This is a genomic window from Bradyrhizobium sp. USDA 4369, from assembly GCF_054056435.1.
Genome location: NZ_JBSRYH010000001.1, coordinates 3,638,487 through 3,651,036 on the forward strand (window position 1 = coordinate 3,638,487; position 12,550 = coordinate 3,651,036).

At 65.9% G+C, this 12,550-nt stretch carries 9 protein-coding genes and 1 pseudogene; 6 read left to right on the forward strand and 4 right to left on the reverse strand.

Annotated elements, in window-relative coordinates; all coding sequences use genetic code 11:
- Nucleotides 1–203: 203 nt before the first annotated feature.
- Nucleotides 204–2,121: pseudogene (ftsH, locus tag ACVIJ6_RS16540) on the forward strand (ATP-dependent zinc metalloprotease FtsH).
- A gap of 264 nt (nt 2,122–2,385) precedes the next feature.
- On the opposite strand, the gene ACVIJ6_RS16545 reads toward ftsH, so the two are convergent.
- Nucleotides 2,386–3,591 (reverse strand): acetylxylan esterase, encoded by a 1,206-nt coding sequence (locus tag ACVIJ6_RS16545; RefSeq protein WP_456773533.1) that lies wholly within the window; start codon nt 3,589–3,591, stop codon nt 2,386–2,388.
- Between the two features lie 181 nt (nt 3,592–3,772).
- On the opposite strand from ACVIJ6_RS16545, the gene ACVIJ6_RS16550 reads away from it, so the two are divergent.
- From ACVIJ6_RS16550 to ACVIJ6_RS16560, 3 genes are all read left to right on the forward strand, one after another.
- Nucleotides 3,773–4,999 carry a glycosyltransferase family 87 protein gene (locus tag ACVIJ6_RS16550; RefSeq protein ID WP_456773534.1) on the forward strand — a complete coding sequence of 409 codons (1,227 nt, stop codon included), beginning with the start codon at nt 3,773–3,775 and terminating at the stop codon, nt 4,997–4,999.
- A gap of 160 nt (nt 5,000–5,159) precedes the next feature.
- A complete protein-coding gene (locus ACVIJ6_RS16555; protein ID WP_012046692.1) occupies nt 5,160–5,834 on the forward strand; it encodes a TetR/AcrR family transcriptional regulator in 675 nt (224 codons plus the stop codon).
- Nucleotides 5,835–5,926: 92 nt separating this feature from the next.
- Complete coding sequence (locus ACVIJ6_RS16560) at nt 5,927–7,537, forward strand: glycosyltransferase 87 family protein (RefSeq protein ID WP_456773535.1); 1,611 nt, start codon at nt 5,927–5,929, stop codon at nt 7,535–7,537.
- A gap of 6 nt (nt 7,538–7,543) precedes the next feature.
- Here the strand turns inward: ACVIJ6_RS16560 and pyk are convergent, their stop codons facing one another.
- Both pyk and ACVIJ6_RS16570 read right to left on the reverse strand, forming a co-directional pair.
- A complete protein-coding gene (pyk, locus tag ACVIJ6_RS16565) occupies nt 7,544–8,980 on the reverse strand; it encodes a pyruvate kinase (RefSeq protein ID WP_456773536.1) in 1,437 nt (478 codons plus the stop codon).
- Entirely contained in the window at nt 8,977–9,564 is a 588-nt protein-coding gene (locus ACVIJ6_RS16570) for a DUF1036 domain-containing protein (protein ID WP_456773537.1), read from the reverse strand. Before ACVIJ6_RS16570 ends, pyk begins: the two co-directional genes overlap by 4 nt.
- 193 nt (nt 9,565–9,757) lie before the next feature.
- Between ACVIJ6_RS16570 and ACVIJ6_RS16575 the strand changes: the two genes are divergently transcribed.
- Entirely contained in the window at nt 9,758–10,060 is a 303-nt protein-coding gene (locus ACVIJ6_RS16575) for a DUF1244 domain-containing protein (protein ID WP_456773538.1), read from the forward strand.
- Between the two features lie 269 nt (nt 10,061–10,329).
- Entirely contained in the window at nt 10,330–10,605 is a 276-nt protein-coding gene (locus ACVIJ6_RS16580) for a DUF2312 domain-containing protein (RefSeq protein WP_012046687.1), read from the forward strand.
- Between the two features lie 127 nt (nt 10,606–10,732).
- Here the strand turns inward: ACVIJ6_RS16580 and ACVIJ6_RS16585 are convergent, their stop codons facing one another.
- The gene (locus ACVIJ6_RS16585; RefSeq protein WP_456773539.1) at nt 10,733–12,367 is read right to left on the reverse strand and encodes a DUF882 domain-containing protein; all 1,635 of its coding nucleotides are present in this window, start codon (nt 12,365–12,367) and stop codon (nt 10,733–10,735) included.
- Between the last annotated feature and the right edge of the window lie 183 nt (nt 12,368–12,550).

The window sequence follows — 12,550 nt, forward strand, 5'->3', positions numbered from 1 at the left end:
CCTGCGTCGGCGGCGCTTTCGGGCGCCATTTTTTGAGCGGGAATCAGGCTATGATGCGATAAATAGTCCTGTCTGGTTCCCTTGGCATTGCTGCGAGTGGTACCTAGATTACGAGACGGTCGACCGGGGGATTCCCTCGTGGCTGCCCAGGGATGAGTCCGAGGACTAACGGCCGCGATCCGCGCGACCACGAAGGAAAATCGATGAACGCCAATCTGCGCAATTTCGCCCTTTGGGTCATTATTGTCCTGTTGCTGTTGGCGCTGTTCACACTCTTCCAAAATCCAGGGCAACGCGCGTCGTCCCAGGACATCTCGTTCTCGCAGCTGCTGAGCGAGGTCGACCAGGGCAATGTGCGTGACGTCGTGATTCAGGGGCCGGAAATCCACGGCACCTTCAAGAACGGCTCCTCGTTCCAGACCTACGCGCCGAGCGATCCGAACCTGGTCAAGCGCCTATATGACGCCAAGGTCTCGATCACGGCCAAGCCGCCGGGCGACAACGTGCCGTGGTTCGTGTCGCTTCTGGTGTCCTGGCTGCCGTTCATCGCGCTGATCGGTGTCTGGATTTTCCTGTCGCGCCAGATGCAGGGCGGCGCCGGCAAGGCAATGGGCTTTGGCAAGTCACGGGCCAAGATGCTGACGGAAGCGCATGGCCGCGTCACCTTCGAGGACGTCGCCGGCGTCGACGAGGCCAAGCAGGACCTGCAGGAGATCGTCGAGTTTCTGCGCGACCCCGGCAAGTTCCAGCGGCTCGGTGGCCGCATCCCGCGCGGCGTGCTGCTGGTCGGCCCTCCCGGCACCGGTAAGACGCTGATCGCGCGCGCCGTGGCCGGCGAAGCCAATGTGCCGTTCTTCACCATCTCCGGTTCGGACTTCGTCGAGATGTTCGTCGGCGTCGGCGCGAGCCGCGTCCGCGACATGTTCGAGCAGGCCAAGAAGAACGCACCCTGCATCATCTTCATCGACGAAATCGACGCCGTCGGCCGCCATCGCGGCGCCGGCCTCGGCGGCGGCAATGACGAGCGCGAGCAGACCCTCAACCAGCTGCTGGTCGAGATGGACGGCTTCGAGGCCAATGAGGGCGTCATCCTGATCGCCGCCACCAACCGTCCCGACGTGCTCGATCCGGCCCTGATGCGTCCGGGTCGCTTCGACCGTCAGGTCGTCGTGTCCAACCCCGACATCATCGGCCGCGAGCAGATCCTCAAGGTCCATGTCCGCAAGGTGCCGCTGGCGCCGGACGTCAACCTCAAGACCATCGCCCGCGGCACACCCGGCTTCTCCGGCGCCGACCTGATGAATCTCGTCAACGAGGCCGCGCTGACCGCCGCCCGCCGCAACAAGCGGATGGTGACGCAGGCCGAGTTCGAAGAGGCGAAGGACAAGGTACTGATGGGCGCCGAGCGTCGCTCGATGGTGATGACCGAGGAAGAGAAGATGCTGACCGCCTATCACGAGGCGGGCCATGCGATCGTTGGTCTCAACGTTCCGAGCCACGACCCGATCCACAAGGCCACCATCATTCCCGCGCGGCCGTGCGCTCGGCATGGTGCAGTCGCTGCCTGAGGCGGACCGCCACTCGCACACCCGCGAATGGTGCGTGTCGAAGCTCGCGATGATGTTCGGCGGCCGCGAGGCCGAGGTGCAGAAGTTCGGTCCGGAGAAGGTGACCAACGGCGCCACCGGCGACATCCAGCAGGCCACCAACCTCGCCCGCGCGATGGTGATGGAATGGGGCATGTCCGACAAGCTCGGCCGTGTCCGCTACCAGAGCAATGAGCAGGAGGTCTTCCTGGGTCATTCGGTGGCGCGCTCGACCAACATCTCGGACGACACCGCCCGCCTGATCGACTCGGAGATTCGCGGCCTGATCGAGGCCGGTGAGCAGGAGGCGCGCCGCATTATCACCGAGAAGCGTGAGGATTGGGAAGCGATTGCCCAGGCGCTGCTCGAATATGAGACGCTGACCGGCGAGGAGATCCTCGATTTGCTGAAGGGCAAGAAGCCGAACCGTGAATCCGCGATCGAGCCGTCGACGCCGCGTGCCTCGGCCGTGCCGCCGGCCGGCAAGCCCCGCCCGCGGCCCGATCCAGGCCTGGAGCCGCAGCCTCAGGCCTGATCCGGACAAAGGGGGATCAGAATTGCTTCCCCTAAACGAGACAAAAACGACAAGCCCGGCTTTGCAGCCGGGCTTTTTCGTTGTTTGCGGCCTGTTGCTGTCCAACCGCTGCTTGTGGAGTCAGCCGATGACTCCCGAGCGGCATCGCGCTCGGGCCTGCTTGTCGTCAGTCTCGGACGGCTGCTCCGGCGATGATGGCGCCCGAGGTGTCGCCATGTCCCCAACTGCTGATCATCCGCACCGAACGCGCAGCCATCGCGCGGATCACGGCTTGTCGAACCAGGACTTCCATTGCGGAACGGCGGTGGCGAACGTGCCGCGATGCGTGGTCGGTCCGGTCGACACCGCCTCGACCTTGCCGTTGCCGGCGCCGATCGCCTGCTGATAGGTCATGACCAGCCGGCCGAGACCGACCGAGATCGCCTCGTCGCTCTCGCCGTAATAGTTGCGCACCGGCGACTTGATGATCCAGCGATAGGCCTGGGTCTGCGCGACCAGGCGGCCATAGCTCGAGGCGGCGAAATATTGCGGGTCGAAATAACCCGGCTTCAGCAGCTTGTGCAGATCGGTCGGTATGTCGGCGACGTTGAAAGGCTGCCGCTCATAGGCCTTGCGGGCGACATCGTAATAGGTGTCGGCGATCACCGAGCGGGCGAGGCCCGGCACTGCATAATAGTTCTCGAACGCAAACGCCGACAGGATGAACAGCGAGTTGACCCAGGACGCGTCGTTGCTGCGGGGGAAATTCAGGAAGCCGTTGAGCGCGACGAACACGTCGACGGGGGCGCTTGCGGTCGCAGCTGCTGCGACAGGCACGCCGGCGCTTTCGAGCTTTTCGAGGAACGCCATGGTGACGAAGCCGCCCTGCGACCAGCCGGCGATGGACAGTCTGGTGGGCGTGACATGCATATCGTTGAGCACGGCCCGGCTGGCGATCAGCATGTCGTAGGTGGCCTGCTGGTGGCTCGCTTTGACCATGTAGCCTTCAGGCTCGGTCGAGGTCCCCATGCCGAAATAGTCGGCGCCGATCAGCAGATGGCCTTGCCCGGCGAACTGCGCGATCATCAGCTGCGTCTCGGGGGACTCCTCCGGGAATGACGGCACCTCCTGTTTTCCGTACACCGTGCCGTGCTGATAGGACACCATCGGCAGGCTGGTCTCGGTGATCTCGGGCACGGCCAGCAGGCCCGTGGCGCGGATCGGCTTGTTGCCGCGCTCGGGGATGACCGACGCGTAGGTGATGCGATAAAGCCGGACGGCGTTGACGGCCGGCGTATAGCTGACCGTGACGCCGGCGAATTTCGGCGTGTCGACGGTCAGGATCTTGTTCAGCCGGTCGGTGTCCCAGCGCGCCAGATACTCGTAGGAGACGTCGGACGTGACGTGCACCACGCCCTTGTCCTGGGCGTGGCCTGCCACCGGCCACATCAGGCAGAGCGCGAGGGCGACGATCATTCGAATCATGGGCATGGGACTCCTGCGTGGCGCCGGTCAGTTGCATCGGAGCCCTGTGCTACAGAGCGCGCGTAAACAATCAGTGCGGCCGGTCCCACGCCGGCTCAGCCGACGCCCCCGCGCTTAAGCCTTCTTCAAGCCTCGCGGCCTATGCGTTGATCAGGAGTGCGCGCGTGCTGGCGCGGGTGAGGTTCAGATGGCCGACAATTCTGTTGCCGCCGCGATCCCATCGCAGCGTCCTGGCGTTCCGGTGAGCTTGTTCGCAGCGTGCTTCGCGCTTGCCTGCATCAATGCCGCGTTCTTCCCCGCAGGTCTCTTCTCCGGTGTCTGGATCTGGGGAGCGGACGGGCTCGGCATCCCGACCGATTTCGTCAACGTCTGGGCTGCCGGCAAGCTTGCATTGCAGGGCCATCCGGCCCTGGCCTGGGACTGGGACGTGCAGCGTCAGATCGAGCTTGATCTGCTGCGGCAGGACTTCCCCGGTTATTTCGCCTGGCACTATCCGCCGCCCTTCCTGTTCGTTGCGGCCTTGCTCGCGCAAATGCCTTACACCTTCGCCTTTGCCGGCTGGGTCTATGCGAGCTTCATTCCCTATGCGCTGGCGATGCGGGCGATCGTCGGCCGCGGTTTCGGCCTGTTGCTCGCGGCCGGCTTTCCAGCGCTGTTCTCCAACGCGCTGGTCGGGCAGAACGGATGTCTCACCGCCGCGCTCGTCGGCGGCACGCTGTATTGGCTGCCGGTGCGGCCGGTGCTGGCCGGGATCTGCCTCGGCCTCCTGACCTACAAGCCGCAATACGGCCTGCTGTTTCCGATCCTGCTGATCGCCACGCAGCGTTGGACCGCGTTCGTCTCGGCCTGCGCCACCGCCATGGTGCTGGCGCTGGTCTCCTTCCTCGCTTTCGGCCTCGAAAGCTGGCAGGCCTTCATCCACTGGATGCCGGCCTTTTCCCAGGCCTTCCTCACCGAGGGCAAGGCGACCTGGTGGAAGCTGCAGAGCCTGTTCTCGCTGGTTCGCTATCTGGGCGGCTCCGAGGCGCTCGCCTGGGCCCTGCAATGGGTGCTCACCGCGGCGATCGCGATGGTGCTGGTCGTGGTGTGGCGAAGCCCGGTGCGCTACGCGGTCAAGGCCGCGGCCCTGGCGGTCGGGCTACTGCTCACGACCCCTTATCTGTTCATGTACGACATGATGGTGCAGGCGATCGCCGTGGCGTGGCTGGTGCGGACGGGCCTGCATGATGGTTTCCGGCGCTATGAGCTGCCGGCACTCGGCTGTAGCGCTGCGCTCCAGATCACGTTCATGCTGACCGGCATCCCGCTCGGCCTGGCGGCCAACCTGATTATCGGTGGGCTGGCGCTGGCGCGCGCCGGCGCATGGTGGCGCCGGCAGCCGGCTCCCTCCGGCGCGGTGCTGTCCGCAGCCTGACGTCCTTCCCGCCGATCATCGAGCCAACAAGCCCCTTGTCTTGTGCTCTGAACAGGTGTTCAGTTCTTCCTTGAAATTTGCGAGGCTGAGCCTCCAAAAACACTGAACCAGCGTTCGCCAGGAATCGCCTGGACGGCACGTGTCGGGGACGAGAAGCGTCATGGTTTACCGGCGAACCCACCAGGTCGTGAAGCGGCTGGCCGCGCGCCGCAGCGCCATTCTGGCGGCCGCGCGTGAAACCGCCGCCGAGGGCGGCATGTCCGCCGTGCAGATCGCACCCGTCGCGGTCCGCGCCAATGTCGCGGCCGGGACGGTCTACCGCTATTTCCCCTCCAAGGCCGACCTGATCTCGGAGCTGATCGCCGAAGTGTCGCGCGACGAGCTCGCGGCTGTCCGCCGCGCGGCCGATGCCGCGCCCGGGCCGTCCTCGGCGCTGGCGGCGGCGGTGTCCACGGTCGCCGTCCATGTGCTGTCCCAGCGCAAGCTCGCCTGGGGCATCCTGGCCGAGCCGGTCGACGTCGACGTCACCGCCTCCCGCTTGGCGAGCCGCCGCGACATCGTCGGCGAGATCGCCTCGCGGATCGATGCTGCCGTGCGCGCCGGACATCTGCCGGCGCAGGACACCCAGCTCGCCGCCACCGCGCTGCTCGGCGCGCTGCACGAAGCGCTGGTCGGGCCGCTCGCGCCCGACCATCTCGACGATCCGGCGAAGCTTCGCGACACGGTTCAGGCCGTCACCCTGCTGGCATTGCGTGCGGTGGGCGTGATGGACGCGCGCGCCCGCGGCCTCGTCGTGCAGGCGGTGTTGCCGGTCAAGAGCCTGGTCGGCGCCTAGTTTAAGCAAGGATTCATGGGTCGCCGCCATGGTCGGGCGCGGCGCCGCGACGGCTGCCGCAGCTCGCAAACCCCAGGCGTTGTCGTCAATCGATGTCCATCGCGCGTAAACATCCGGTGACGCTGCTCGTGATCGTCGGATCGGCCGCCGCTGGCGCCATCTATGCCTCTATGGCCGGCGAGGATATCAACTGGGACTGGCAGAACTATCACGACTATGCCGGCTTCGCGCTGGTGCATGGCCGGTTCGATGTCGACGTGGCGCCGGGCGGCTTTCAGAGCTTCCTCAATCCGCTGATCTATCTGCTGCCCTACATGGTCCGGCACGGGTTGGGCGCGCCCTGGTGGGGCATCGCGCTCGGTGCCCTGCATGGGCTCAACCTTGCCGTCGTGTATTGGGTGACACGCGTGTTGCTGGGCCGCGCCGCCGACATCTGGACGTTGGCGGCTGCGCTGCTCATTGCGGCGCTCAGTCCAATGGCGCTGTCCGAGGTCGGCACCAGCTTTGCGGATATTCTCACGACCTTGCCGATTCTCGCCGCCATCGCGCTGATGTTCAGCGCCGAGGACGACGCGCCATCGATGCGGCAACTGCTCGCCGCCGGCGCCCTGATCGGCGCCGCGACCGGATTGAAGCTGACCAATGCAAGCTTCCTGATCGCGGCGGGCGTGTCGCTGCTGCTCGTGGTCCGGCCATGGCGCGCCGTCCTTGCCTTCGGCCTGGCGAGCGCTGTCGGTGTCGTCATGACGGCAGGGCCGTGGGCGCTGAAGATGGCGCGTGACTTCGGCAGTCCGCTTTATCCGTTCTACAACACGATCTTTCGTTCGCCCGAGGCGCCGCAGGTGTCGATCGTCGACACGCGCTTCATGCCCGAGGGTCTGCTCGATGCGCTGGCCTATCCATTCTACTGGGTGGTCGGCAGACATCCGTCGTCGGAATGGCCGTTCCGTGATCCGCGCTTCGCGGTCGTCATCGTGCTGCTGGCCGTGCTCGTGATCACCGGCCTGTGGCAGAAGCGCGAGGTGCTGCGGCTGCGCGACCGGCGCCTGATCACCTTCTTCTGGGTCAGCTATGTGCTGTGGATGCTGGCCTTCTCGATCCAGCGCTATCTGATGCCGCTCGAGCTGCTCGCGGCGCCGCTGATCGTGCTGCTGTTGCTGCGGCTGATCGAGGCCTGGCGCGAGGCGCCAACGGCCTCATCGCGTGCTGCGCAGGCCGTTATCGTCTTCGTCGCGCTCGTCATCGCGCTGGCGTCGCAGCCGACCGACTGGATGCGGCGGCCGTGGGCGGACCCGTACCGGCCGCAGCTTGCGGAGACGCTGCAGCGGCCGGCGACGTTCCTGCTGCTGCAGAAGCCGCTCGGCTATGTCACCTCGTTCCTGCCGGCCGGCTCGCGGGTCTATCAGCTGTCCGAGCTGGTGGTGCCGATCGTGCCGGGCGGCGTGCTGGACCGCAGGGTTCGCGCTGGCCTGGCCGATCCGCTGCCCGGCGGCGTTTGGGCGCTGTATTATTCGGAAAGCCCGGCCGACAATCCGCCGCGGCTCGACGCGCTCGGCGATTACGATCTCACGATCGACGGGGCGCGGCGCTGCGAGCGCATCGCCGGCGCCGATGGCACCGACATCATGGCCTGTCCGGTCGTCGCAGCTACGAAGCGCGCGGCGCCGACGGCAGGATTGCGGCCGAGCACGAGCGCCGACTGATCGGTGTCAGAGAAGGGCCTCGCTGGATGGCCCGACATAGGCGATGCGCACCATGTTGGTGGTGCCGGGCGTGCCCAGCGGAACGCCAGCGACGACCAGCACGCGCTGGCCGGCGCGCACGAAGCCGTCGCGGAATGCGATCGAGCCGGCGCGCTCGACCATGTCGTCCTGGTCGCGGGCATCCTCCGCGACAACGCAGTGCACGCCCCAGACGACCGACAATCGTCGGCCGGTGGCGAGATTGGGCGTGATCGCAACGACCGGTGGCTTCGGGCGTTCGCGGGCGACGCGAACCGCGGTCGAGCCGGACGAGGTCCAGCAGATGATGGTGGGCAGGTCGAGATTCTCGGCGATGCGGCGAGCGGCTTCCGCGATCGCGTCGCCGGCGGTCGATTCCGGCTCCGGGCGCTGTGCTGCGATCACTGAGCGGTACACCACGTCGCGCTCGACCTCCTCGCCGATCCGGTTCATCGTCGACACCGCCTCGACCGGGTATTTCCCGGCGGCCGATTCCGCGGACAGCATGATCGCGTCGGCGCCTTCATAGACCGCGGTGGCGACGTCGGAGACCTCGGCGCGGGTCGGCACCGGCGACTGGATCATGGATTCCAGCATCTGCGTCGCCACGACGACCGGCTTGCCAGCGCGGCGGGCCAGCCGGGTCATGAGTTTCTGCAGACCGGGAACGCGCTCCAGCGGCAGCTCGACGCCGAGATCGCCGCGGGCGACCATCAGCGCGTCCGATGCATCGATGATGTCGTTCAGACGTTCGATCGCCTGCGGCTTCTCGATCTTGGACATGACCGCAGCGCGGCCGCGAATGATCTTCTTGGCCTCGAGCACGTCGTCGGCACGCTGCACGAAGGACAGTGCAATCCAATCGATGCCGATGTTCAGGGCGGCCTCGAGATCGGCGCGGTCCTTCGGCGTCATCGCCGACACCGGCAGGTCGGTGTCCGGCAGGCTCACGCCCTTGCGGTCGGACATCCGGCCGCCGATCACCACGCGGGTGACCGCGCGGGTCGGCGAGGTCTCCTCGGCGATCAACCGCACCTTGCCGTCATCGAGCAGCAGGGCATGGCCCGGCTGCAGCGCCGCCAGGATCTCCGGATGCGGAAGATGCACCCGGGTCGCATCGCCCGGTGTCTTGTCGGCGTCGAGCACGAAGCTCTGACCGTTGTTCAACTGCACCGGCCCGTCGGCAAAGGTACCGAGCCGCAGCTTCGGTCCCTGCAGATCGACCAGAATGCCGATCGGACGGCCATAGCTCGCTTCGACACTGCGGATGGTCGCCACCAGCTCCCGCAGCTTGTCATGCGGGGTGTGGCTCATATTGATCCGGAAGATGTCGGCGCCCGCCTCGAACAGCTTGCGGATCATCGCGCTGTCCGAGGAGGCGGGGCCGAGCGTGGCGAGGATCTTGATGCGCCGTAATCGTCTCATGGCTTGGGCGCTTGCCCGGGAGGCGTGGCAGCCGGCGGGGCGGCCTGCGGTCCATTGGGGAGGCCCGGCACATTGCCGCCAGGACCCAACGTGCCGGGAATGCCGGGAACGCGCTGCTGCGCGGGCTGCTCATTGGCTTCGGTCAACTGCACCGTCCAGGCGCGCTGGTCCCCGGTATCGACCTCGAAGAAGCCGGTGCGGTCAAAGCCGCGGGCCAGGCAGTTCTCGGTTCCCTTGATCGTGAATTCCTTGTCGCGGGAACACATGAAGGCCTGGCCGGACCACTCGCCGCCGCGGTCATAATCGAGCGCATAGATGTAGTAATAGCGTGCCACCAGGGTGCCCTTCAGCAGCGTCTCGCAGCTGCGAGATGAGACGTTCCACCAGCCTTCGGTGGTCCAGCCCTCAGCGTCCTTGTAGCCAAGGGCGATGCCGACCCGGCTCGACGTGTTGTTGCAGAGCCGGAAATCAGCTGCTGCCGGGGTGGATGAGAGACAGAGCGTAGCCAGCCCAAGCAGCGAAAGCAGTCCGAAACCGGGGCGGCGGGGAATGCGATGCAGGATGGAGGAGGTTTTGGGGATCATTGCGCGACGCTATATCAAACGTTGATTGATGTCGCGTGACTTGGCTGCGGCTGTCAACGGCAAGGCAATTCGTGGCGACGGTGGTTCGATCGAACCCATTGCTCCCTTAAGGTGCTGCGATATGGCCAAGCCTGCGACGATGCCGCATCTTATAGCAGACATCCGCCACGACGCGGAACAGGGAACGAAAGCGATGACGATGGACAGCACCACCCGGACCGAGCTCGAAGCTGCCGCCTTCCGCAGGCTCGTCGAGCATCTGCGGACCAGAACCGACGTTCAGAATATCGACCTGATGAATCTGGCGGGGTTCTGCCGCAACTGCCTGTCCAACTGGCTGAAGGACGCGGCCGACGCCAAGGGCGCCGCGATGACCAGGGATGAGAGCCGCGAGGCCGTCTACGGCATGCCATATGACGAGTGGAAGGCGAAGTATCAGCGCGAGGCCAGTGCCGAGCAGCTCGACGCCATGAAGAAAGTCCACCCGGGCCACTGATATCGGGCTTGGCTATCGGCCCTTGCGAGGGCAGGCGCGGATAGCGCGAGTGAGCGAATCGGAGGGCTGCGCCGGATGGCGGGCGCAACGCAAGCGGCGTCGTTCGCTGGCCCGCGCCTGCCGACATCTGGACCAACAAAGTGTGGGCGCTCTGTGGATGAGGACGATGTCGCCTTGACGCAGGGCACGCCAGATTTGAGGGTCGCGGCGAGCACATGCGCCTGACGGGCGCCTTCATTGGACACACCAGTTCCATTCAGGAGTATCAAATGGCCACCTCCGCCGCCGCGAAGGACGACGACTCGCCCGCGACCCGCTTCGCCGTAGACCAGCTCAGGTCGATCATCGAGCGCATCGAGCGGCTGGAGGAGGAGAAGAAGGCGATCTCCGAGGACATCAAGGACGTCTATGCCGAAAGCAAAGGCAACGGCTTCGACGTCAAGGCGCTGCGCACCATCATCCGGCTGCGCAAGCAGGACCCGAATGAGCGCCAGGAGGAGGAGAGCATCCTCGAGACCTACATGCAGGCGCTCGGAATGGTCTGAGGCAAAAGCGCCTGATCCGTCGACGTTCGAATGCCCCGGATGCTCGCATCCGCGGGCATTTGCTTGTCGGCCGTCCGACGGGGCCCCATGACGCCCGAAGACACGGCGAGAGCAGGCTCAGGGCATCTTAGCGCAAGGCTGCGGCACGCATCGTGAAGCTCTTGGTTTCGAGCTTGATGATCGCAGGCCCGGAGAACTGGTCATAGCTCAGCCCCGGTGTCGGATCGGCGGCGAAGCTCATCGCGATCGCGATCTGCGGCTTGACGAAATAGCTGCGCATGACCGTGAGATCAGGGTCGCCCATTTTGGTCACGGACATCGAGGACGAGGCGCTCGGCGTCAACAGAATCGCCCGCATCCAGGTCGAATCGGTGCCCTTGGCGGCCGAAATCCGGGTGGACATCGTGATCACGGCATCCTGGCCCTGGGCGTTCTTGCCGGCCGCCGCGGCGCCGTCCGGAGCGGGTGCCGCACTGCGCGTCGCGGGGCGGGAATTGCGCACCGGGATCACTGCCGCGGTGCCGCTGCCATTGGCGCGATCGATCGGCGAGGAGGCCGGAGGAGCGAAGGCCATGGCTTGCATCAGGCTTGCGTTCTGCGGCTGATCAATCGTGGACAGCGCCCGGCGCGCGGTGATTGCGGCCACCTGCTCGGGCGTCGCCTGCTTCGGTGTCGCCGGATTGTCACCCCAGAAGCCGCGTGAATTGATGATGTCGGCGACGCTCTGCGGGCCGCCGTCCCGCGCCGCATTGGCGGCAATCGCGCTCGTGGTCTCGGGCTTCGCCTCCGGCTGGCTTTCGGGCCTGGACTCGAGCTTGTTGCCGGACTTGGCGGCGACCGGCTGAGCGCCCTGCGAGTCGGCCGACGCCAGTTGTAGCGCATTGGCGATCTTGCCGCGCGCCGTGGACTTGCTGTCGGCCGGCTTGGCCGCGACCGCCGCGGTCTGGACCGGCTTGACATCGGCCTCCGACGACTCTTCGTCATCCTCGCTCGGACGTCCCCGGAACAGGCGTGCGAGCAGGCCTGGCTTTACGGTCGAGGCGTCCTCGCCATTGCCGCGCTTCTCGATCTCGGCCTTGGCCAGCTCATAGCCCTTCAGCGGCACGCCATTGCTCGGGACGTGCACGGTCTTGCCGTCAGGGAATACGCGCGCCAGCTGATCGGCGGTCATGCGCGGCCAGTGCCGGATGTTGCCGGTGTCCAAGTGCACGAAGGGCGAGCCGGAGGTCGGATAGAAGCCGACGCCGCCGCGCTGCAGGCGCAGGCCGGCGAAGCGGATCTGCTCCAGCGGCACGTTGGGAATGTAGAAGTCCATCGCATGGCCCAGCATGTGCTGGCTGTGCCGCGCCACCCCGGAATGCGCCGAGCGTCGGCGCAGCATCGAATTGGTGGCTGGAGAGCGGTACGACGAAATGATCTGGATCGGCTGCTTGGCGTTGACGTCGCGATAGACTTCCCAGAGGATGTCGAACAGGCGGCGGTCCATGACCGTCTCGTCCTGAGTGCGCCAGTCGCGTAGGAAGTGGTTGAGTTTCTTCAGCGCGTCTTCGTCATAGCGGCCCTCGCGCTTGAAGGTGACCGTGAGGTCCTCGCCGGAATGGGTGTGATGGAAGGCAAGCGTACGTGTTTCGTTCAAGGCCGCCGCATCATGGACCGAGCCTGCGCCGATCAGCAGCAGCAGCGTCGCCAGTCCAGATCGGCATCCAGCCTTCCAACCCGCTCTCGTGAGCGAAACAGATTGGCGCGCGAAAACAGACAGCAAGATGCAGCCCACCCCGTCGACGAGCGTTTACTCGGATACCCTCTTGCGGCCCGTCCGGCGGAAGAGAGAGGAAACGCTTACCTAAGGCGGGATGGTTAAAGGATACTCACCGGCCCGCCCCCCAATTACCCTTAACATATACTCTTGAGTGTGGCGAAAAAGGGCCAGCGAATCGTGGTTGAC

Excerpts from the sequence above, each read along its gene's own strand:
- ACVIJ6_RS16545 (WP_456773533.1), bottom strand. The coding sequence starts at position 3,591 with ATGCCCATGATTCGAATGATCGTCGCCCTCGCGCTCTGCCTGATGTGG.
- ACVIJ6_RS16550 (WP_456773534.1), top strand. The coding sequence starts at position 3,773 with ATGGCCGACAATTCTGTTGCCGCCGCGATCCCATCGCAGCGTCCTGGC.
- ACVIJ6_RS16555 (WP_012046692.1), top strand. The coding sequence starts at position 5,160 with ATGGTTTACCGGCGAACCCACCAGGTCGTGAAGCGGCTGGCCGCGCGC.
- ACVIJ6_RS16560 (WP_456773535.1), top strand. The coding sequence starts at position 5,927 with ATGTCCATCGCGCGTAAACATCCGGTGACGCTGCTCGTGATCGTCGGA.
- pyk (WP_456773536.1), bottom strand. The coding sequence starts at position 8,980 with ATGAGACGATTACGGCGCATCAAGATCCTCGCCACGCTCGGCCCCGCC.
- ACVIJ6_RS16570 (WP_456773537.1), bottom strand. The coding sequence starts at position 9,564 with ATGATCCCCAAAACCTCCTCCATCCTGCATCGCATTCCCCGCCGCCCC.
- ACVIJ6_RS16575 (WP_456773538.1), top strand. The coding sequence starts at position 9,758 with ATGACGATGGACAGCACCACCCGGACCGAGCTCGAAGCTGCCGCCTTC.
- ACVIJ6_RS16580 (WP_012046687.1), top strand. The coding sequence starts at position 10,330 with ATGGCCACCTCCGCCGCCGCGAAGGACGACGACTCGCCCGCGACCCGC.